This is a genomic window from Micromonospora sp. WMMD956 (genome assembly GCF_029626125.1).
Classification (GTDB): Bacteria; Actinomycetota; Actinomycetes; order Mycobacteriales; family Micromonosporaceae; genus Micromonospora; species Micromonospora carbonacea.
In genome coordinates, this window is sequence record NZ_JARUBI010000005.1 from 6,544,735 (window position 1) to 6,564,274 (window position 19,540).

The window sequence follows — 19,540 nt, forward strand, 5'->3', positions numbered from 1 at the left end:
GACCACCGGGCGCGTGACGCTGCTCGCCTACCCGCCGAGGACCTGACGCAACTGCCGGTCGGCCTCGGCGGTGTGCTCCGCCTGCGCCCGCACCTGCTCGGCCTGCCCCGCCAGGAAGGCCTGCCACCGGCCCAGTTGCTGCTGCGCCACGGCCGCCAGCGCCGCCTGCCGGCCCTCCAGCTCACGCACCCGCCCCAGCAGCCGCAGCTCCTCGGCGCGGGCGTCCGCCGCGTCCGGGCGGGTGCCGAGCAGCGCGCCCGCCCGCCGGTGCGCCTCGGCGACGATCTCCTCGGCCTGCCGCCGCGCGTCCGCGATGATCTCCGCGCCTTCCGCGCCGGCGTCCTCGATCGTCCGGTTCGCCTCCTCCTGCGCCCGCACCGCCAACTCGATCACCATCGGGTCCGGGCCCTGCGGGGCCGCGCTCGGCAGCGCGCCGTGACGCAGCATCTCCACCTGCCGCACCAGCGCCTCGTTCTCCCGGCGTAGCCGCTCCAGCTCACCGTGCAGCAATCCGATCCGCTCGTCGGCCGACCGGGCCACGTCGGCGACCTGGTCGACCGGCAGCCAGTCGCCGCCCCGGAACCGGCGGGCCGCCAACGTGCCCACCACCCGGGCCGTGCCGCCGTGGTCACCCGCGTCGACGCTCATCGGACCCCCGTCGCGCTGAAGTCCCGCACCGCCGCCGCGGCGGTCCCGCCGGCCAGCGGCGGGTACTGGCAGTGGTCGTAGGCCTCGGCGAGGATGCGGTGCGGGGCCACTCCCGCCCCGAGCAGCGCCCCGATCGTCTGGCGCGTCATCTCCGGGCTGCCGCACACCAGCACCTCGGCCTCCTCCCACGGCCCCAGCCGCACCGCCGTGTCGCCGGCCGTGCCCACGGCGCCCGACCAGCCCCAACCGGTCTGCACCGTCGGCACGTACCGCAGCCAGCCCGTCGCGTCCGCCAGCTCCCGCACGGACGCGTCGTCGTAGAGGTCCTCCGGGGTCCGGCCGCCCACCACCAGCGTCGTGGGCCGCCCCGGGCCCGCCCGCAACGCCTCCACCACCGCCCGCAACGGCGCCAGCCCCGTCCCGCCCGCGACCAGCAGCAGCGGCAGCTGCGGCGACCGGTCGTACGCCGCCAGCGCGGCGCCCGTCGGCGAGCCCAGCAGCACCTGGTCCCCCACCCGCAGGCGGCGCACCAGGTGCGTCGAGAAGCGGCCCACCGCGCGCACGTGGAACTCGATGGTGCCGTCGGGGCGGGGCGCGTTGGCCGGTGACAGGTACCGCCACAGCCGCAACTGCGGCACCTGCACCGGCAGCGACTGCCCCGGGAGGTACTCGCACAGGTAGTTGGGGCGCACCGTGAACACGCACAGGTCCGCGCGGCGTCGCTGCACCGCGAGGACCTGCGCCTCCCACAGCGGCGGCGACGACCGGTCCGCGTCCGCCGCGCCGGCCAGCATCAACCCCGACACCACCTCGTACGCCGTCGCCCAGTCCGCCCGCAGCCCCGGCGTCCACTGCGGCCCGAGGAACCGTTCCAACGTGGCCAGCAACGCCTGGCCCACCCAGTGGTAGTGCCCCTGGCCCAGCGGCACCGTCCGGCCCTGCCGGTCCTCGCCCCGGAACCGGCGGTGGTCGGCGCCCAGCCGGCGGGCGAAGCCCGCCAGCTCCCGCTCGTCGTCGACGTGGCTGACGATGTGCCCCAACGCCGCCAGCAGCTTGTCCTCCTGGTAACGCATGTTCGTCGGGAACATCGACCGCACCTCCGGCGCGATGGTGAACAGCGTCGCGTAGAAGTACTTCGCCGCCTCCGGACCCGCCACCCGCAACTGCGCCCAGCTCTGCCGCAATGCCGCGACGTCCATTCTCAGTCCTCCCGCCAGCGGGCCGCGTCGTGACGCGCCCGCAGGGTCGCCTCCGGCGCGCCGGCCGCTCCGTACGCCCGCGGCGTCGGCCATAGGTTCGGGTTCGGCACCCCCGGGTCGTAGTAGCGGTGGTGCACCGCGTGCAGGGCCGCCCAGCCGACGCTGCCGTTGAGCCACGACCAGTCGCCGTGCACCGGCCGCCCCGCCCGCTCCTCCTGCGCGCAGAACCGCAGGAACAGCTCCGACTCGGTGTGCGGATCGGACACCCGCACCCCCGCCAGACGGAACGAGTGCAACACCGCCTGGTTGATCACCAAGGCGGCGTGTTCCCGCCACAGCGTGTCCTCCCGCGACGTGTCCAGCCCCAGCCCCCGGGCCACCGTCAGCAGCTGGTCGTAGCGGTTCCGGTCGCCCATGTTGCGGGTGCCGATCTCGTCGCTGAGATAGTGGCCGTTGAACGGCGCGCAGCTGTAGTCGACCCCGCCGACGCGCAACCGCATGTTGCTGATCACCGGCACCGCGTGCCACCGCAGTCGCAACCCGGCGAACCACGGGTACGCCGGGTGCGTCAGCGCGACCTCCCGCACCAGGTCCCGGGGCACCCGCACCAGCGTCGGATCCTCGTACGCCGTCTCGATCACCCACGGCAACAGGTCGAACCGGCCCGGCGCCGGCGGCGGCCGCCACCCCAGGGCCAGGGCCGCGTCCGTCATGGGCAGCTGGGCGGGATCGCCCAGCACCGACCCGTCGGCAACCCGGTGGCCGCAGTAGCGGATCAGCTGGTCGTTCCAGATCCGCGCCCGCGGCCCCACCCCCGGCCGGTCCGGGGCGAACACCGTCATCACCGACTGGATCCGGCCACCGTTGTCCGCCGCCGCCAGGTGCCGTGCCAGCTCCTGCGCGATCCCCGCCACCGTCGTCACGTCCCGGCGGTCACGCACCCGCAGGCCCGCCCACCGCACCCGGCCCACGCAGCGCACCGACTGCCGCCACGCCACCTTCGCGCCGTGCGTCAGCTCCTCCCGGGTGTGCCGGTACGTGCCCGTCACGGCGATCTCCTCCCGCACCTGCGCGATCCGCGCGGCCACCCCCGGCAGCCGCCGCTCCGCGTGGAACAGGTGCAGGAACTCCGTCGCCTCCGCCAGCACGTCGCCCGCCGGCACGGGCGGTGGCGGTGGCGACGGCAGCGGGCCGGGCGCGTGCGCCACCGGGCACCCGGAGCCGCCCGCGGCAGGTCCGCCGACGTCCACCAGGGTCACGCCAGCCTGACTGTCAGTCTGCACTTCGGTTCAAATCCGATCGTCGGGCGGCGCCGTCGCCACACCCTGGGTCGTCCCGTCCACCGGCCGCAGCTCGCCACCGCACTCACCGACGGTGACGCGCCCGCAGCGAGCCGCAAAGGCCGCCCCATAGGATTCCTGGCAACCCAAAAGCTGTCAACCCGACCCGACATGTCCCGTGAGCACACACACACGACGGTCCCCACCAAACCGGACCACCCGGGACAGTGCCCGACCAGCGCCGACGGCCGCCGGAGGGTCAGCCCGCCCGGCGGCGCGCCCGGCGCGCCGCCAACTCGTCCTGCACGGCGTCGTCGCCCGCCGCCCCGGCCGCCGGCTCTGCCGGCTCCGCGGGCAGGTGCGACAACGAGCCCTCGATCTCCTTGAACGCGCCGCCGATGGCGATGCCGAACACACCCTGGCCGCCCTGCAACAGGTCGACCACCTCCTCCGGCGACCGGCACTCGTAGACCGTCGTGCCGTCCGAGATCAGCGTGATCCCCGCCAGGTCGGCCACGCCGCGCGAGCGCAGCGCCTCGATCGCCTTGCGGATGTTCTGCAACGACACCCCGGCGTCCAGCAGACGCTTCACGACCTTCAACACCACCAGGTCGCGGAACGAGTACAACCGGGACGTCCCCGAACCCGACGCGTCCCGCACGCTCGGCACCACCAGCGTCGTGCGCGCCCAGTAGTCCAGCTGCCGGTAGGTGATGCCGACCGCGTGGCACGCGGTCACACCCCGGTAGCCCACCGCACCGTCACCCTCAGTCGCCGGCCCCGCCGGCACCACACCCGTCTCCTGCGCTTGCGTGCCAGGCTCGGGATCTCGCGGCTCGTGCATCCGGACCAACCTCCCCGCCAGTGCGGTGACACGTCGCATCCGGGACGTGCACCCCTCGACACGGCAACCCTATAGCGCCCTTGAGGAGTTACCGCGCAGGAACGGTTGCGACACGCCGCGCAGCCACGGCAAAGATCACCGACACCCCGGCCGGTCACCGTCAGTGACCACGCCGGTGGGTCGGGAAACGGGGTCAGCCCGCGAAGTCCTCCGGACGCACCTGCTCCAGGAATTCGCGGAACTTCTCCACCTCGTCCTCCTGCTCGTCCGGGATCACGATCCCCGCCTCGGAGAGGACCTGCTCGGCACAACGAATCGGCGCGCCGACCCGCAACGCCAGGGCGATCGAATCACTCGGCCGTGCCGATACCCGCACCCCGTTGTCACCGATCAACAGGTCGGCGTAGAAGACGTTCTCCTTCAACTCGGTGATCTCCACCGCCCGCAGCGGCGCCTGCAACGCCGCCAGCACGTCCCGCAGCAGATCGTGCGTCAACGGCCGGGCCGGCTTGACCCCCTGCTGCTCGTACGCGATCGCCGTCGCCTCCACCGCACCGATCCAGATCGGCAGGTAGCGATCCCCCTCGACCTCCCGCAGCAGGACGATCGGCTGGTTGCTGGGCAGCTCCACCCGAACCCCGACCACGCTCAGCTCGCGCACCGCCGCCTCCGTGTCGTTGTCACCTACGCCCGTACCGCGACCTTCCCTGCACGGTACACGGGCCGCGACACGCGCATCCCATGCGCTACCCGCACGCCCCGCGCCAGAGAAGGGGTTACCCCGGCAAGCCTACGACACGCCCCCGGAAGCCGGCCCCGCCCACCGCGCCCGCCAGACGCCGCGCGGCCCGGGCCGACGCCCGGGCCGCGCGCACACCACCACGATCACCGGCCCAACGTCGACCGCAGCCCCACCCGCACCAACGCCGCGTGCAACTGCTGGGACAACGCCACCAGCTCCCGGGCCGTCTCCGCCGCCCGCGCCCGCGCCGCCGGATCGCTCTGCCGCACCAACGGCGCCACCAGCTGCGCGAACAAACCCACCTCCCGGTCCGCCGCCGTCCGGTAACCCCGCAGGTGCCGGGGCTCCAGCCCGTACGCCGCCAGACCCGCCACCGCCCGCGCGATGATCAACGCGTCGCCGTCGTACCAACCCGGCGGATCGGACACCAACACCCCGAGCCGCTCCAACTCGCCCAACGTCGACTCGTCGATCCCGCTGCGCGCGACCAGGTCGGACCGACCCAACCGCACCTGGGCCGCATCCACCGGCTGATCCGCCGGCGCGGAACGACCCGGCACCTCACCGCCCGGGCCCACCGCCACCAGCGTCGGCCGCGCCGGCGCGGGCCCGTCCTCCGCGTCCCACTGCGCCAACTGCTCACGGATCACCCGCAACGGCAGGTACTGGTCACGCTGCGCGGTCAGCACGAACCGCAACCGCGCCACGTCGTCCCAGCTGTACTTCCGGTAGCCCGCAGCGGTGCGCTGCGGCTCGACGAGGCCCTCGGCCTCCAGGAACCGCAGCTTCGAAATCGTGACGTCGGGAAACTCCACCCGCAACTGCCCGAGCACCTCGCCGATGCTCATCAGCGGTTGCGCGCGGGCCGCCCCGGGCGGCGTCGAGGCCGCAGGCTCGTTCACCCCCGGCCGGCCTCCTCCTCCGGGCGCGGACCGGCGATGAACACCACCCGGAACTTGCCGATCTGCACCTCGTCACCATTGCTCAACGTGGCCGCCTCGACCCGCTCCCGGTTGACGTAGGTGCCGTTCAGGCTGCCCACGTCCCGCACCGTGAACGTCCCGCCGTCCCGGTGGAACTCCGCGTGCCGACGCGACACGGTCACATCGTCGAGGAAGATGTCGCTGTCCGGGTGCCGGCCACTCGTCGTCACGTCGTGATCCAGCAGGAACCGGGCGCCCGCGTTCGGGCCCCGACGAACCACCAGCAGCGCCATACCCGGCGGCAACGAACCGGACATCCGGCTCGGCACCACATCGGTGTCCGGCCCCTCCAGCACTTCGTCGAGCGAACCGAGATTGAGCGTCGAAGTGACGTCGAGTGGGGGGAACTCGTCGTCTGGCCGCGTCATGGGACCACCTCACGGATCTGTTTCGCGTCGGCGTCGGGTGATTCGGGTCTGGCCGCCGGGCAGCTCACCCGGCGGCTGGCTCCCCGTGCCCGGAAAGGCAATTCCGCAACGCTCAACTTATGGGTTCTCGGTCGACTGGGCGAGCCTAGCCAGCGCCGAAATGCAGGGCAACCGGACGCGCGGCACGAACACCACACGCCCAACGGGCACTCAGCTCTCGGTGAGCTCGCGGTAGGCCCCGGCGGTCAGCAGCCCGTCCACCGCCGCCGGATCACCCGGCGTGATCTCCACCAGCCAACCCGCACCGTACGGGTCGGAGTTGATCACCTCCGGAGTGTCCACCAACGCGTCGTTCCGCGCCGCCACCACCCCGCTGACGGGGGCGTAGATCTCGGACACGCTCTTGGTCGACTCGATCTCACCCAACGAGTCGCCCGCGGCCACCTCCGCGCCCTCCTCGGGCAACTGGACGAAGACGATGTCACCCAGGGCGTCCTGTGCGAAGTGCGTGATGCCGACCCGGACCGCGCCCGAACCGTCACCCGCCACCCACTCGTGCTCAGCGGTATACCGCAGATCCTCGGGAATCACCAGACGCGTCCTTCATCGTCGTGCCGACCAGTGGTGCGCCGGCGGACCGGCGCGGGCCGCACCGGTCAGGAGACCGGACGGGCGTGCTCCAACTTCACGGGCGCGTGCAGCGCCGACACGTCGGCCACCTCACGATCCTCGACGATCACGTTACCGCCGTCACCGGCGACCGACGCGGCCACCCCGCCCGGAATCTTCAAGGCCGTCGCCATCGTCGTCGGATCACCGATCACCGTGATCGTGAACGGACCCGACAGCCGACGCCCGTCGACCACCAGATCCCCGCCCGATCCGTCCAGGAAGTACGTCGACGCGATGATCCGCACCGCCGCGCCGTCGCCACCGGCGATCTGCATCGCCTCCGCGCCCGCGCCGCGCAGCTCCTGCACCGCGTCCAGCACCCGGTACGCCGAGATCGGCTTCGCCCCGGCCTCGAAACGCACGCTCAACCCGGGGCCCCGCGCCGGCAGCGTCCCCGCCAGGATGCCCAGCTCGTCGGCCCGGCGCGTCGCCTCCTGCAACGCCGCCTGCCGGCCCTGCTCACCGGAGCGCAACTGCCGCTGGCTCTCCTCCAACGCCTCGATGTCCTGGCGCAGCCGCTTCTCCCGCGAATCCAGGTCCGAGAAGATCCGCACCAGGTCCTCCTGCCGCGTCGCCGCCGACGTCGGATCCGTCGACGTCGTGCGCAGCTGCACCACCAGGGTGAACCCCAGCAGGCCCAGCAGCAGGGCGATCATCGCCCCCGCCGACGTGAAGCGGCGCGCCACGGCGGCCGGCGCGGCGGGCGTCGCAGCGGCCGGAGGGGTCACCGACGACAGGTCAACCGTCGCCGTGTCGCCGGACTCCGGGTCCCCCGGCGACTCCCGGCCCGGGGGCTCGCCCTGCGGGGTCAGCGGCGACGTCTCGTCGGAGTCCGGCGCGCCCGGCCGTGGGTCCGGCCCCGTGCTCCGGCCCGGAACCGCCGGCTGCGGCCACCCCGTGCCCGTCTCGGTCTGCTCCTCGCTCATCGCCGTCGAGCCTACGCCCGGAACAGGTGGCGACGGATCGCCGCCACGTTGCCGAAGATGCGTACCCCGAGCACCACCACCACGCCGGTGGACAACTGCCCACCCACGCCCAGCTGGTCACCCAGGTAGACGATCAGACCCGCCACGAGCACGTTCGAGATGAACGACACCACGAACTGCTTGTCGTCGAAGATCCGGTCCAACTTCGCCCGCACCCCGCCGAACACCGCGTCCAGGGCCGCCACCACCGCGATCGGCAGATACGGCTGCAACGCCGCGGGAACCGTGGGATCGAGGTACACCCCGAGCACCACCCCGGCGAGCAACGCCAGCACCGCGATCATCGGCCACCTCCGGAAGGACTGGGAGACGAAGCAGAGCCGGACGGCTCAGGACCGGACGAACCCTCGACGCCGCCGGAACCCGACGCGGACGGGCTCGGACTGACCGAAGGCTCGGCGTAGCGTAGCCGTGGCTCCGGCGCCGCCGGCAGGGTGAGGTCCTCCACCTCCCGGACCTGGAACGACAGCCCCACCGAGTTCACCAGCTCCCGCATCAGGAACGCCGCCCGGCTGTCGTCGAACCGGTCGCGCAGCGAGCCCGGCCCGATCGCCGACACCTCGTACGGCCCGGTCACCGGCCGGAAGTCCACCAGGATCGCCGCGCCCGCCGACCGGATCGTCGACGTCGCCGTCAACCGCTGGCCGTTGATCGCCACCGCCTCGGCGCCGGCCGCCCACAGGTCGTTGGCCACCTTCTGCAGGTCCGTGTACAGCACCCGCGGCGGCCCGCCCTCGGAGCCGGTCACCGACCCGTCGCCCTTCGGCGGCGCGTCCGCCAACCGGACCACCACGCCGTCCCCGCGCACCCGCCCCAGGCCGGTGCCCGCCTCCAGCCGCCGCAACCGCGACGCCTGCGAGCCGCTCAGCGCGGCATCCCGCTGCCGGCCGACCTCCTCCCGCAGCCGGTCGGCCCGGGCCGCCATCTCGTCGGTCTCCGCCTCGCGTTCCTTGATCTGCGCCACCAGGTCCGCCCGCGCCTTGCTGCGCCCCGGCTCCTCCGCCATCGTCTGCCGGTACGCCACCGCGAACAGGAACCCCAGCGCCACGAGCACCACCACGCTGACCGACCGCGCCGACCGGCCGCGCCACCCTGACGGCGGCGTGTCCCGACGGCGGGCCGCCGCGTCGGCGTAGCCCGGGTCGAGCGGATTGCGGAACAGCTCGGTGAGGAAGTCCGGCGCGTACACCCGGGACGCCGGACCGTCGCCCTGCGGGGCGACGGTCCGGCTCCGCTGCGGGCCGGTCACGCCGCCGCCCCCGCCGCCGGGGAGCGCACCGCCCGCACCAGCCGCGCCGCCTGCACCACGTAGAGCGCGCCGGCCGCCCAGTACAGCACCAGCCCCCACCAGGCCAGCCCCCAGCCGACCGCGCCGGCCACCGTCGCCGTGGCCGCCGACGTGGCGTGCGCCAGCAGCAGGATCGGGAAGGCGGCCAGCAGCAGGAACGTGGCGGTCTTGCCGACGTAGTGCACCGGCGGCGGCCCGTACCCGTGCCGGCGCAGCACCCCCAGCGAGGCCAGCAGCAGCAGCTCCCGGGCCAGCAGCGCCAGGGTGAACTGCCACGGCACCACCTCGCGGGCGGTGAACGCCAGCAGGGTCGCCAGGATGTAGAGCCGGTCGGCCAACGGGTCGAGCAGCTCGCCCAGCCGGCTGACCTGCCGCAGGCGGCGGGCGATCCAGCCGTCGACCCAGTCCGTCGTGCCCCCCAGCGCCAGGACCACCACCGCGGCCACGTCGGCGCGGGCGACCAGCAGCAGGTAGAGGAAGAGCGGCACGCCGAGCAGCCGGACGAGGCTGATCAGGTTGGGCAGGGTGAGGACGCGGTCCCCGGTCGGCGCGGCACCCGGGCCGCGGGTCTCATCCGGGGGCGGGGCCCCCGCCGGCCGACGCGACACCGAACCTCCCCTCGCAGCACGGTCCGGCGCCCGAACGGGCGCTGCGGAGGGACGTGCGCGTTGCCGGGCCGGCCCCCGCCGGCGCCTTCGGATCCCGGGCTGGGACCTCCCCTGGTGCGGCCCCCGATCGCGGGATCAGGGGCCGGTGAGTTGCGCTGCCACTATATCGGGCCTGGCTCCGGCCCCCGGCGGCCCGCGTTCGCCTCGCCGGGGCGGTCACGTCACTGTGGCTCAGCTCACGTCGCGGCGATCGTCGCGGGTGGCGGGGGCGCGCTCAGGCCGTCCGGGTGCCCGGCTCCGGCTGGGCCGCCGCTGGCGTCGGGGCCGCCGCCTGACCGAATGCCAGCAGCGACAACAGCAGCTCGTTCTGGGTACGCGACGGCATCCGCTCCAGCACCGCGCGGACCGCCCGGTGCCGGCGCTCGGTGAGCTCCCGCAGCAGCGCCTCGGCCGCCGCCGTGGGCACCAGCCGCACCTCCCGCCGGTCCCGTGGGTCGGCGACCCGGCGCAGCAGCCCGATCGCCTCCAGCCGGTCGCACAGCCGGCTCGCTGACGACGGCACCACGTCGAGCAGCTCGGCGAGGCGGTTCACGTTGGTGCGGGGACGGGCGCTGAGCAGCGACAGCACCCGCAGCTGCGTGGGGGACACCGTCATCTGGTGCCGGGAGCCGGTGGGGTCGAGCACGCGCACGAGCGCCTCGGCTGCGGCGTCGATCGCCGCGGCGAGATCCGGTTGCTCCACCCGACGTCCCCTGCGATGTCCGTGTCCCGCTACCGCCCCGTCACCGCGCCCCGCCGCCCGGACCACCGGCCCGGCCGCGCCAGTCGAGGCAGACGACCACCGCGTCGTCACGCAGATCGGCGTCGGCGTGATAGGACTGCAGCCCGCGCATCACCGTACCAACTGCCTCCGTCGCCGGCTGCAAGCGCGTCGCGCGCATCGAGCGCGCCATGGCCCGCTCGCCGTACGGTTCACGGCCGCCCGGCGCCGCCGCGTACACGCCGTCGCTGACCACGAAGAGTCTGTCGCCCGGTTCGACGGTGAACTCCTGCACCTCGTAGCGGGTCTCGGCGAACATGCCCAGCGGCAGCTGCTGCTCCAGCGGCACCCGCTGCACCGAACCGCCCCGCAGCCGCAGCACGTGGGGCGAGCCCGCGTCCACGGCCCGGACCCGGCCGTCGGTGGCGTCCAGCTCCAGCAGCAGCGTCGCCACGTGCCGCTCGCCGCGGTGCTGGAAGAAGACCGTGTCCGAGGCCAGTTCGGCCTGCTCGACCAGGCCGCCGCCGGAGCGGCGGGCGTTGCGCATCGCGTTGACCGCCACCGCCGTCAGCAGCGACGCCGACAGGCCGGTGCCCGCGCCGTTGAGCACGGTCAGCGCGAGCCGGTCCCCGTCGACGGACCAGTCGAAATGGTCGCCGCCCACCGTGTACGCCGGCTCCAGCTGCCCGGCCAGCAGGAACGCGCCGTGGGTGACGCTGCGCCCCGGCAGCAGGTCCCACTGCATCTCGGCGGCCATGCTCAGCCGCTCGCGGCGGCGGACCCGCCGGTACCGGTCGGTCCCCCGGTCGGCCGCGCGCAGCGCCAACGCCAGCTCGCCGGCGATGTCCCGGGCCGCCTCCACGGTCGACGCGGCCGGGGCGGCCGGCAGTTCGACCAGGAGCACGCCGAGGCGCTCGCCCCACACCGTCAGCGGCAGGTAGACCCGGCAGCGGCCGTCGTTCCCGCTGTCGAGGACCGGCTGCTGGCTGCTGAAGCAGCGCTGCGCCACGCCGTGACAGGCGAGGAACCCGGCGTCGGGCAGGTCCGGGTCCAGCACCGGCCACAGGCCGCTGATGCGGTAGTCGGCGACGAACACGTCGGTCCGGGACGCGCCGAGAGCAGCGCGGATGGCCCGGTCGGCGGCCTCCGCCAACCGGTCGGGCGGCGCCTCGCGCAGCGCGCGGGACACCGTTCCGGACGCCTCCGGCATGATCACCCTCCGACAACTCTTGCTGTAGGGCAAGCATCATACGGAGGGCTCCGGCCCGCCGACGGGCCCGGTCACCCCGAACCCCGTCGGGTGCGTCACCGGGCGCTGTGGGAGCCGCGCATCAGTCGGCGCGCCGGACGGCGAGCCCGCCGTGGAAGGCGTCCGGCAGGCCCGCCGGCGGGCCGTCCGGGCGCCACCGGGCGACCGGCACGATGCCCTCGGGCGTCGGCGTCCACCGGCCCAGAAGCGGGCCGAACGCCGCCGGCGGGCGCATCCGGAAGGCCCGGCCCATCATCGCCAGGGCCTGCGGATACGCCGCCAACTCCTCGCTGTCGAAATCCACGGCGAGGAAACTGCCGGGGGCGGCCGCCGCGTACAACTCGTCGAGGGTGCGCCGCAGCGTCGCGTCGTCGAGGAACGCCGCGAGGCCGAGGAAGACCACGCCGACGGGGCGGTGGCCCCAACCCGGCACGAACCGGCGCAGCAGCGCGGGGTCGATCGTGGCGAGGTCGGTGGCGTCGCCGAAGCCGTAGCCGGCCCGGTCGCTGCCGGCCAGGATCCGCTGCCCGAGCCCGACGGTTACCGGGTCCACGTCGGTGTAGAGCACCGTCGCCTCCGGCGCCGCCTCGTGCACGTTGCCCCGGGTGGGCACGCCCGCGCCGAAGACCAGGAAGGCGTCCACCCCGGCGGCGGCGATCGTCCGCACGGCACGGCCGAGGAACGCCCGCAGGTCGCGAAACAGCGGGGCGCACGGCCCGTACGCCCCCTCGAAGGCCCGGGCCGCCGCCACGTCGACCGGGAAGTGGTGCTCCCCGCCGAGCCAGAAGTCGATCATGCGGGCGGTGCTGGGCTGCGCGGCGTCGTCCATCGGCGTCCTTCTCTTGTCCGAGATGTCCGGTCACCGTATCGGCTCGGGGGCCTGCGCGGTATCGCCCCGGCGACGCCCGGCGGGCCGCGATACTGACCGCGGGCGCACGGCGGAGGAGGTACGGCAGTGAACGCGGCCAGCGGCGCGGCGGTGGTGGTCGGCGTGGACGGCTCGCCGTCGTCCCTGCGGGCCGCACGGCTCGCCGCCGCGGAGGCGGCCCGCCGGGACCGGCCGCTGCGGGTGGTGCACGGCTTCATCTGGCCGCTGCTGCGGGTGCCGCTCGGCCCGGCGGCCGGCGCCCCGCCCGGGGCCGGGCTGCGCGAGCAGGCGGGGCAACTCGTGGCCGACGCCGTCGCCGAGGCGGAGCAGGCCGCGCCGGGCCTGCGGGTCACCGGGGAGATCATCGACGGGGAGGCGGCCGCCGTGCTGGTCGGCGAGTCCCCCACCGCCGTGCTGGTCGTCGTCGGCGACCGAGGGCTGGGCGGGTTCGGGGCGCTGGTGCTCGGCTCCGTGGCGGTGCAGGTCGCCGCGTACGCCGACTGTCCCGTGCTGGTGGCCCGCGGCGCGGCGCGCCCGGGCGGGCCGGTCGTGGTCGGGGTGGACGGCTCGGCGCTGTCGCGGGCGGCCGTGGAGTTCGCCGCCGACGCCGCGGCGTCGCGTGGCGTCGCGCTGCGCGCGGTGCACGCCTACCGGCACCCCGCCTCCGCCGGGCCCGGCGACATGCAACCCCTCGTCTACGACGAGGACCGGCTGCGCGGCGCGGAACAGCGGGTGCTGGCCGACTCCCTCGCCGGGGTCGGCGAACGCTGGCCGCAGGTGCCCGTCGAGGCGGTGGCGGCCCACAGGCGGCCCGTCGCCGCGCTCACCGACGCCTCCCGCGACGCCCAGCTGCTGGTGGTCGGCGGGCGCGGCCACGGCGAGCTCACCGGTCTGCTCCTCGGCTCGGTCAGCCACGCCGTGCTGCACCGCGCCGACTGCCCCGTCGCCGTGGTGCGCGCCCCGGCCTGAGCGGCGGCCGCCGGGGGTGGTTGGCCGCGGCGCAGGCGGGTAGACGACCTGCGCCAACGGCCCCACCACCGCAGGAGGCGGCGATGCCAGGACCACGACCGGGCAGCAACGCGTACGACAAGCAGCGGGCGCGGCTGCGCGACCTGATCGAGAACTCCGGACGGGCGGCCGACGCCGAGGCCAACCGGGCCGCCAACCGGATCCTGCAGGACGACCGGGGACAACGCGGCGTCGTGCGGGGCGAACGGACGTACGGTCCGAAGGGCGAACGCGAACCGGGCGACCCGAAGTGAACCGGACGCCAGTTGTCGACGGGGCCGTCGCCGGCGCGGTCGGCAGCGTCGCGCTCAACGTCGTCAGCTACGTCGACATGGTGCTGCGCGCCCGACCGGCGAGCAGCACCCCCGAGGAGACCGCCCGGCACGTGGCCGGGCTGGCGCACGTCGACCTCGGGCCCGAGGACCGGGCGGCCAACCGCCGCGCGGGCCTCGGGCCCCTGCTCGGGTACGGGCTGGGCGTCGCCGCCGGCGTCGTGTTCGCCGTGCTGGCCGCGCGTCGGCGCGCCCCGTCCCTGCCGGTGGCGGTGCTGCTGCTGGGCGGGGGCGTCATGGCCGCCTCCGACGCGTCGATGACAGCGCTGGGCGTGACCGACCCGCGCCGGTGGAGCCGCACGGACTGGCTGTCGGACGCGGTGCCGCACCTGGCGTACGGGATGGCGGCGGCAACCACCTGGCACCGGCTGCGGCGGCCCTCGTCGCGGCGGGGCTGACGCGCAAGGAAGGGCCCCTTGTTAACGGATTCTGTTGTACAGGGGTCCCCTCCTAACCGCGGACCGCGAACCGTGCGGGTGGGCGGCTGCGGGGTGGGTATCCCGCAGCCGTGGCAGACGACCGGAGGACCGTGCGGGTCCTGCTGGAACAGCAGGGCCGCACGTACGCGCAGGAGGCCGGCATCCGGCTCGCCGACCGGCCCGGCCCGCTGTACCAGCTGCTGGTGCTGGCCACGCTGCTGAGCACCCGGATCCGGGCGGGCGTGGCGGTGGCGGCGGCCCGGGAGCTGTTCGCCTGCGGCTACCGCACCCCGCAGGCGATGGCGGCGGCGAGCTGGCAGGCGCGCGTCGACGCGCTGGGCCGCGGGCACTACCGCCGCTACGACGAGCGCACCGCCACCATGCTCGGCGACGGGGCGCGGCTGTGCCTGGACCGCTGGCGCGGCGACCTGCGCCGCCTGCACCGGGAGGCCGGCGGGTCGCCGGCGGCGCTGCGGCGGCTGCTCACCGAGTTCCCCGGGATCGGGCCAACGGGTGCGGACATTTTCCTGCGCGAGGCGCAGTCGGTCTGGGCGGACGTGCGCCCGTACGCCGACCGGCGTGCCCTGGCCGGGGCCGGGCTGCTGGGGCTGCCGGCCGACCCGCGCGGGCTGGGTGGGCTGGTCGACGGGGCGGACTTCGGGCGGCTCGCCTCGGCGCTGGTCCGGGTGGCCCTGGACGAGGACTGCGCGCGGGACGTCACGCGCGCCGCCGCCCGCTGAGACCGCAGCGGGGCGCGGCGGCGCGCGGCGGCCTCACTTGGCCGCGTTGTCGCCCGGCCTGGTCAGGTGCCAGGCCAGGGCGGCGGCCAGCACCGCGAGGATCACCACGCCGCCGGACACGCCGCCGCCGTCGTCGGCGCTGCGGCCCCGGCTGCCGAAGTAGATGACCGCGAGGCCGGCGAGCACCGCGACGACCGTCCGCATTCCCCGGTCCTTCACCCCCCGCACGGTACGGAGCCCCACCCGCGCCGAAGTCGGCGAAAGGGTCTTTTCACTCGACCGGGGTGGGTCGGTCAGTCGGTCTCCAGGTCGTCGAGGGAGATGGCGTGGGTCATCAGCCAGCGGGCCAGCGCCGCCATCCCGAACAGCCACAGCGGGGCCGACTCGGTGGGGCCGTTCGTGGCGAAGATGGCGAAGCGCAGGTCCGGCGCCCGGTACGCCTCGATCCGCCACCGGTGGCTCTTGTCCCGCCAGACCGCCGAAGGGTCCATGACCGCCACGCTAGGCCACCGCCCCACCATGCGGGTGGCGTTGCCGCCGAACCCGCCCGGTCAGCCGGGGACCAGCGCGCCGCCGAGCAGGCCGCGCACGGCGGCCACCGCGAGGGACAGCCCCAGGCCGGCCAGCAGGGTCCACCCCAGGCCGGCCCATCCCGACCGGCGCGCCACGGCCGGCGACCCGGCTCCCGACCGCGGGCACGGCGGTCGCCACCTCTCCCGGTACAGCCAGGCGAGCACGCCCAGCCCGAACGGCAGCGCGCCCAGCCAGAACCAGAACCAGCGGGTGCCGACGACCGGGTCGGGGCCGACGACGAGGACCGCCAACCAACCCAGCACGACGACGGCGGCGAGCACCTCCGCGGCGGCGGCGATCCGGTGCGCGGGCGCGGAGGTGCCCGGCCAGGTCTCCGCGACGCGGGTCAGGCGGCCGTCCGGCCCGTCCGGCGTGGGTTCCGGGTCGCCCAGCGGCACCCCCACGTCGGCGTAGCGGATCCGGCCGTCGGGCAGGCTCCAGGCGAGCGTCGGGCCCCGCGGGCCGGGGCGCAGATTCGGCGTCGCGCCCCAGAAGGCACCCGGGCGCTGCCAGCCGTCGCCGCGCTGGACGGTGACGACCCGGCCGGCTGCCACGTCACGCGCCAGTTGCCCGACGTCTGACTCGCGGGGCGCAGCCCACCAGGCCAGCACGGCCCAGGCCACCCAGCCCAGCACCATCGTCAGGAGGAACACCCGGCCCCACCGGCCCCCGCTGGCGGAGGCGGGAGCCGAATCGGTCACCACGCCACGATCGCAGCAGCCCGCAACAAAGCACACCGGGCCCGTCAGGGGGGCGGGGACACGACGCTGCGGGCGTCGTCGGTCAGGCGGCGGGTGACGCCCCGCCGGTCCAGCAGCTCCAGCAGCGGCACCGCCACCCGGCGGGTGGTGTCCAGGGCCTGCCGGGCGGCGCTGAGCGTGAACGGCTGCGGAAGCCCGGCGAGGACCCGGGCGGCGGCGTCCACGGCGCCGGGCAGCAGCACCACGCTGTCGGCCAGCCGCAGCAGCGCCCCGGCCCGCACCGCCGCCCCGAGCTCCCGGGGCCCGAGCCCCCACTCGGCGAGGCGGTGCGCCTCCGGGGCCCGGAACGGCCGGTCGGCGTACTCGGCGCGGACGCGGGCCACCGCGCGGGCCACCGGCTCGGGCAGCGCGTCGCCGGCCGACGCGGTGACCCGCCCGGCGGTCACCCGCAGCGGCGGGCGCACGAGGGCCTCCACCAGGGCCCGGTCGGGCAGGCGGAGGCGGTGGCGCAGCACGTCGACGGGAACGCCCGCCTCCAGGGGGTGCGCGGCGGCGTACCGGGTGGTCTCGGCGGTCAGCCGGGCGGCGAGGGCCGCCCAGTGCTCCGGGTCGGCCAGCCAGTCCCCGGCGACGGGGGCGGCGGTCACGGGCACCCCCATCCGGGTCAGCTCCCCCGCCCGGACCAGGGCGCGGCGGCGCAGCTCCCCCGCCAGGTCGGGGCGGCCGTCGAGGCCGGCGAGGACCCGGGCGCGGGCGGCGGCGGCCCCACGCCGGGCCAGCGGCGGCGGGGCCACGTCCAGCACGGTCACCCCGCCGGCGATCAGGTGCCGGCCGGGGTCGCGCAGCAGCGCCCGGTCGCCGACGAGCAGCGGCAGCGGGCGGGCCAGCCGCAGCCGGGCGGTGTCGACGCCGAGGGGGCGCACCCGGGCGGGCACGGCGGCGGAGCCGACGTGCAAGGTGAGCGTCGCCGGCAGGTCGGCCACCGGCTCCCCGGTGACGCGCACGTCGAGCAGGTCGGCGCGGCCGAAGCGGCCGGGGGTGAGCAGCGCCTCGCCGCGGCCGAGCCGGTCGCGGGGCACGTTGCGCAGGTTCACGGCGACCCGGGCCACCGCGTCGACCCGGTCGCGGGCTTCGCCGAGGCGGTGCAGGCCCCGCACCCGCACCTGCTCGCCGGTGCCGGCCAGCTCCAGGTGGTCGCCGACGGCCAGCCGGCCGCCGCCGAGGGTGCCGGTGACCACCGTCCCGGAGCCGGTGATCGTGAAGGACCGGTCCACCCACAGCCGCACCGGCGCGTCGGCCGGCGGGTCGGGCAGCCGGGCCGCCAGGCGGTCCAGGGCAGCCCGCAGATCGGGCATGCCCGCCCCGGTGACGGCGCTGACCGCGACGGCCTCCACGTCGCCCAGCGAGGTGGCGGCGACCCGCGCGCGGGCCTCGGCCAGCGCCGGCCCCGGGTCGGCCAGGTCCGCGCGGGTCACCACCAGCAGCCCGTACGCGACGCCGAGCGCGTGCAGCGCGGCCAGGTGCTCGGCGGACTGGGGCATCCAGCCCTCGTCGGCGGCCACGACGAACAGCGCGGCGGGCGCGGGGCCGACACCGGCGAGCATGTTCGGCACGAACCGCTCGTGGCCGGGCACGTCGACGAACGCGATGGTGCCGCCGGAGGGCAGCGTGGTCCAGGCGAAGCCGAGGTCGATGGTCATGCCCCGGCGGCGTTCCTCGGCCCACCGGTCCGGTTCCATCCCGGTGAGCGCCCGCACCAGGGTCGACTTGCCGTGGTCGACGTGCCCGGCGGTGGCCACCACCCGCACGTCAGTCCACCACCCGCAGGTCAGCTTCCGCCGGCACGTCAGTCCTCCGCCGGCACGGCCAGCACGGCGGCCCGCAGCGCGTCGTCGGCGGCGGCGGGCACGCAGCGCAGGTCCAGCAGCAGCCGGCCCCGGGTGACCCGGCCGAGCACGGGCGGGTCGCCGAGGCGCAGCGGCCGGGCGTACCGCTCGGGCAGGGCCAGGGCCCACGAGTCCAGCTCGACGCCCGGCGCGCCCCCGCCGCCGACCACGGCGGCCGCGGGCAGCACCTCGGCCTTGCAGCCGTCGGCGGCCAACCGGTCGCGCAGGCGTTCGGTGCGCCGCCGCAGGGCGGCCGGGTCGGCGTGCAGGGCCGCCCGGGTGGGGGTGTCGGGGCCGTGCAGGGTGGCCGCCAACGCGGCGAGGGTGAGCTTGTCGACCCGCAGGGCGCGGGCCAGGGGGTGCCGGCGCAGCCGGTCGACCAGGTCGGCGTCGCCGAGCAGCAGCCCGGCCTGCGGGCCGCCGAGCAGCTTGTCGCCGCTGGCGGTGACCAGGTGCGCGCCGGCGCGCAGCGTGCCCGCCGCGTCGGGCTCGGCGGGCAGCAGCGGGTCGGGCGCGAGCAGCCCGGAGCCGATGTCGGCGACGACCGGCACGCCCAGGGTGGCCAGCCGGTCGACGCCGACGGCGCTGGTGAAGCCGGTGACCACGAAGTTCGACGGGTGGACCTTCAGCACGAACCCGGTGTCGGGGCCGACCGCGTCGGCGTAGTCGGCGAGCGTGGTGCGGTTGGTGGTGCCCACCTCCCGCAGCCGCGCGCCGGTGCTGGCCAGCAGGTCGGGCAGGCGGAACCCGTCGCCGATCTCCACCAGCTCGCCGCGGCTGACCACGATCTCCCGCCCTGCCGCGAGGGCGGTGGCGGCCAGGACGAGGGCCGCCGCGCCGTTGTTGACCACGTGCACGGCCCCCGCGTCGGGCACGGCGGCGGCGAGCGCGGCGAGGGCGTCGCGGCCCCGCCGGGCCCGCCGGCCGGTGGTCAGGTCCAGCTCCACGTCGGTGTGCCCGGCGGCGGCGGCCACGGCGGCCACGGCGGCGGCCGACAGCGGGGCCCGGCCCAGGTTGGTGTGCAGGACGACGCCGGTGGCGTTGAGCACCGCCGCCGGGCCGGCGGCGGGCAGGGCGGCGAGGGCGGCGTCGCGTACCCGATCGGGGGTGATCTCGCCGGCGCGGGCGCGGGCCTGCGCGGCGACGACCGCGGCCTTGACCCGGTCGCGGCCCAGCCGGTCGGCGGCGGCGGCCAGCCGGGGGTCGGCGAGCAGGACGTCGGTGCGCGGGACCCGCCGGCGGGGATCGGCGTCGCGCATCGCGTCCTTCCCACGGAGGTGCCTGGCGGAGACGGACGGGAATCGAACCCGCCTGGCCCGGGTCCCGGACCACACCGGTTTTGAAGACCGGGAGGGGCACCAGCCGCCTGAACGCCTCCACCGGCCA

24 protein-coding genes and 1 tRNA gene are annotated in these 19,540 nt (G+C 75.8%); 4 read left to right on the forward strand and 21 right to left on the reverse strand.

Annotation, left to right across the window (positions count from 1 at the left end; all coding sequences use genetic code 11):
* Window positions 1–27 precede the first annotated feature (27 nt).
* The 15 genes from O7628_RS28360 to O7628_RS28430 form a co-directional block, all read right to left on the reverse strand.
* On the reverse strand, window positions 28–648 hold the full coding sequence (locus O7628_RS28360) for a hypothetical protein (protein ID WP_278135258.1): 621 nt from the start codon (window positions 646–648) through the stop codon (window positions 28–30).
* Window positions 645–1,847, reverse strand: coding sequence for a globin domain-containing protein (locus O7628_RS28365; RefSeq protein ID WP_178065421.1), 1,203 nt, complete (start codon window positions 1,845–1,847; stop codon window positions 645–647). Before O7628_RS28365 ends, O7628_RS28360 begins: the two co-directional genes overlap by 4 nt.
* A 2-nt stretch (window positions 1,848–1,849) precedes the next feature.
* Window positions 1,850–3,034: a nitric oxide synthase oxygenase gene (locus O7628_RS28370; RefSeq protein ID WP_278136431.1), complete on the reverse strand. Its 1,185-nt coding sequence runs from the start codon at window positions 3,032–3,034 to the stop codon at window positions 1,850–1,852.
* 352 nt (window positions 3,035–3,386) lie between these two features.
* On the reverse strand, window positions 3,387–3,971 hold the full coding sequence (locus O7628_RS28375; RefSeq protein ID WP_178065420.1) for a MerR family transcriptional regulator: 585 nt from the start codon (window positions 3,969–3,971) through the stop codon (window positions 3,387–3,389).
* A gap of 193 nt (window positions 3,972–4,164) precedes the next feature.
* Complete coding sequence (locus O7628_RS28380) at window positions 4,165–4,632, reverse strand: bifunctional nuclease family protein (RefSeq protein WP_074476389.1); 468 nt, start codon at window positions 4,630–4,632, stop codon at window positions 4,165–4,167.
* 224 nt (window positions 4,633–4,856) lie between these two features.
* A complete protein-coding gene (locus O7628_RS28385) occupies window positions 4,857–5,561 on the reverse strand; it encodes a MerR family transcriptional regulator (RefSeq protein ID WP_278136432.1) in 705 nt (234 codons plus the stop codon).
* Window positions 5,562–5,611: 50 nt separating this feature from the next.
* Window positions 5,612–6,064, reverse strand: coding sequence for an FHA domain-containing protein (locus tag O7628_RS28390; protein ID WP_007071101.1), 453 nt, complete (start codon window positions 6,062–6,064; stop codon window positions 5,612–5,614).
* 210 nt (window positions 6,065–6,274) lie between these two features.
* Window positions 6,275–6,655, reverse strand: coding sequence for a glycine cleavage system protein GcvH (gene gcvH, locus O7628_RS28395; RefSeq protein ID WP_074476387.1), 381 nt, complete (start codon window positions 6,653–6,655; stop codon window positions 6,275–6,277).
* Between the two features lie 65 nt (window positions 6,656–6,720).
* Complete coding sequence (locus tag O7628_RS28400; RefSeq protein ID WP_278135261.1) at window positions 6,721–7,662, reverse strand: DUF881 domain-containing protein; 942 nt, start codon at window positions 7,660–7,662, stop codon at window positions 6,721–6,723.
* An 11-nt stretch (window positions 7,663–7,673) separates the two neighbouring features.
* Window positions 7,674–8,006 carry a small basic family protein gene (locus tag O7628_RS28405; protein ID WP_007071104.1) on the reverse strand — a complete coding sequence of 111 codons (333 nt, stop codon included), beginning with the start codon at window positions 8,004–8,006 and terminating at the stop codon, window positions 7,674–7,676.
* Window positions 8,003–8,971, reverse strand: coding sequence for a DUF881 domain-containing protein (locus O7628_RS28410; RefSeq protein WP_278135262.1), 969 nt, complete (start codon window positions 8,969–8,971; stop codon window positions 8,003–8,005). The genes O7628_RS28405 and O7628_RS28410 overlap by 4 nt, the downstream gene beginning before the upstream one ends.
* Entirely contained in the window at window positions 8,968–9,534 is a 567-nt protein-coding gene (locus tag O7628_RS28415; protein ID WP_141723899.1) for a CDP-alcohol phosphatidyltransferase family protein, read from the reverse strand. Before O7628_RS28415 ends, O7628_RS28410 begins: the two co-directional genes overlap by 4 nt.
* Before the next feature lie 358 nt (window positions 9,535–9,892).
* Entirely contained in the window at window positions 9,893–10,360 is a 468-nt protein-coding gene (locus O7628_RS28420) for a MarR family transcriptional regulator (RefSeq protein WP_278135263.1), read from the reverse strand.
* A gap of 40 nt (window positions 10,361–10,400) precedes the next feature.
* On the reverse strand, window positions 10,401–11,588 hold the full coding sequence (locus tag O7628_RS28425) for a PP2C family protein-serine/threonine phosphatase (protein WP_278135265.1): 1,188 nt from the start codon (window positions 11,586–11,588) through the stop codon (window positions 10,401–10,403).
* Between the two features lie 121 nt (window positions 11,589–11,709).
* Window positions 11,710–12,456, reverse strand: a complete 747-nt coding sequence (locus O7628_RS28430; protein ID WP_278135266.1) for an SAM-dependent methyltransferase — start codon at window positions 12,454–12,456, stop codon at window positions 11,710–11,712.
* Between the two features lie 126 nt (window positions 12,457–12,582).
* On the opposite strand from O7628_RS28430, the gene O7628_RS28435 reads away from it, so the two are divergent.
* The 4 genes from O7628_RS28435 to O7628_RS28450 all read left to right on the forward strand — a co-directional run bounded on the left by O7628_RS28435 (window position 12,583) and on the right by O7628_RS28450 (window position 14,994).
* Entirely contained in the window at window positions 12,583–13,464 is an 882-nt protein-coding gene (locus tag O7628_RS28435; RefSeq protein WP_278135268.1) for a universal stress protein, read from the forward strand.
* An 83-nt stretch (window positions 13,465–13,547) separates the two neighbouring features.
* Entirely contained in the window at window positions 13,548–13,757 is a 210-nt protein-coding gene (locus O7628_RS28440; protein WP_178065415.1) for a phosphatidylethanolamine-binding protein, read from the forward strand.
* Complete coding sequence (locus O7628_RS28445; protein WP_278135271.1) at window positions 13,754–14,233, forward strand: hypothetical protein; 480 nt, start codon at window positions 13,754–13,756, stop codon at window positions 14,231–14,233. The genes O7628_RS28440 and O7628_RS28445 overlap by 4 nt, the downstream gene beginning before the upstream one ends.
* Before the next feature lie 110 nt (window positions 14,234–14,343).
* Window positions 14,344–14,994, forward strand: a complete 651-nt coding sequence (locus O7628_RS28450; protein WP_278135272.1) for a hypothetical protein — start codon at window positions 14,344–14,346, stop codon at window positions 14,992–14,994.
* Window positions 14,995–15,027: 33 nt separating this feature from the next.
* On the opposite strand, the gene O7628_RS28455 is transcribed toward O7628_RS28450, so the two are convergent.
* The 6 genes from O7628_RS28455 to O7628_RS28480 form a co-directional block, all read right to left on the reverse strand.
* The gene (locus tag O7628_RS28455; protein ID WP_278136465.1) at window positions 15,028–15,213 is read right to left on the reverse strand and encodes a hypothetical protein; all 186 of its coding nucleotides are present in this window, start codon (window positions 15,211–15,213) and stop codon (window positions 15,028–15,030) included.
* A 74-nt stretch (window positions 15,214–15,287) separates the two neighbouring features.
* A complete protein-coding gene (locus O7628_RS28460) occupies window positions 15,288–15,485 on the reverse strand; it encodes a hypothetical protein (RefSeq protein WP_043969105.1) in 198 nt (65 codons plus the stop codon).
* Between the two features lie 60 nt (window positions 15,486–15,545).
* A complete protein-coding gene (locus O7628_RS28465; protein WP_278135274.1) occupies window positions 15,546–16,268 on the reverse strand; it encodes a hypothetical protein in 723 nt (240 codons plus the stop codon).
* Window positions 16,269–16,312: 44 nt separating this feature from the next.
* The gene (selB, locus tag O7628_RS28470) at window positions 16,313–18,076 is read right to left on the reverse strand and encodes a selenocysteine-specific translation elongation factor (protein WP_278135276.1); all 1,764 of its coding nucleotides are present in this window, start codon (window positions 18,074–18,076) and stop codon (window positions 16,313–16,315) included.
* A gap of 38 nt (window positions 18,077–18,114) precedes the next feature.
* On the reverse strand, window positions 18,115–19,413 hold the full coding sequence (selA, locus tag O7628_RS28475; protein WP_278135278.1) for an L-seryl-tRNA(Sec) selenium transferase: 1,299 nt from the start codon (window positions 19,411–19,413) through the stop codon (window positions 18,115–18,117).
* A gap of 23 nt (window positions 19,414–19,436) precedes the next feature.
* Window positions 19,437–19,532 (reverse strand) — tRNA-Sec (locus O7628_RS28480).
* Between the last annotated feature and the right edge of the window lie 8 nt (window positions 19,533–19,540).

Excerpts from the sequence above, each read along its gene's own strand:
- O7628_RS28360 (WP_278135258.1), bottom strand. The coding sequence starts at position 648 with ATGAGCGTCGACGCGGGTGACCACGGCGGCACGGCCCGGGTGGTGGGC.
- O7628_RS28365 (WP_178065421.1), bottom strand. The coding sequence starts at position 1,847 with ATGGACGTCGCGGCATTGCGGCAGAGCTGGGCGCAGTTGCGGGTGGCG.
- O7628_RS28375 (WP_178065420.1), bottom strand. The coding sequence starts at position 3,971 with ATGCACGAGCCGCGAGATCCCGAGCCTGGCACGCAAGCGCAGGAGACG.
- O7628_RS28385 (WP_278136432.1), bottom strand. The coding sequence starts at position 5,561 with ATGAGCATCGGCGAGGTGCTCGGGCAGTTGCGGGTGGAGTTTCCCGAC.
- O7628_RS28390 (WP_007071101.1), bottom strand. The coding sequence starts at position 6,064 with ATGACGCGGCCAGACGACGAGTTCCCCCCACTCGACGTCACTTCGACG.
- O7628_RS28400 (WP_278135261.1), bottom strand. The coding sequence starts at position 7,662 with ATGAGCGAGGAGCAGACCGAGACGGGCACGGGGTGGCCGCAGCCGGCG.
- O7628_RS28405 (WP_007071104.1), bottom strand. The coding sequence starts at position 8,006 with ATGATCGCGGTGCTGGCGTTGCTCGCCGGGGTGGTGCTCGGGGTGTAC.
- O7628_RS28425 (WP_278135265.1), bottom strand. The coding sequence starts at position 11,588 with ATGCCGGAGGCGTCCGGAACGGTGTCCCGCGCGCTGCGCGAGGCGCCG.
- O7628_RS28430 (WP_278135266.1), bottom strand. The coding sequence starts at position 12,456 with ATGGACGACGCCGCGCAGCCCAGCACCGCCCGCATGATCGACTTCTGG.
- O7628_RS28440 (WP_178065415.1), top strand. The coding sequence starts at position 13,548 with ATGCCAGGACCACGACCGGGCAGCAACGCGTACGACAAGCAGCGGGCG.
- O7628_RS28460 (WP_043969105.1), bottom strand. The coding sequence starts at position 15,485 with ATGGACCCTTCGGCGGTCTGGCGGGACAAGAGCCACCGGTGGCGGATC.
- selA (WP_278135278.1), bottom strand. The coding sequence starts at position 19,413 with ATGCGCGACGCCGATCCCCGCCGGCGGGTCCCGCGCACCGACGTCCTG.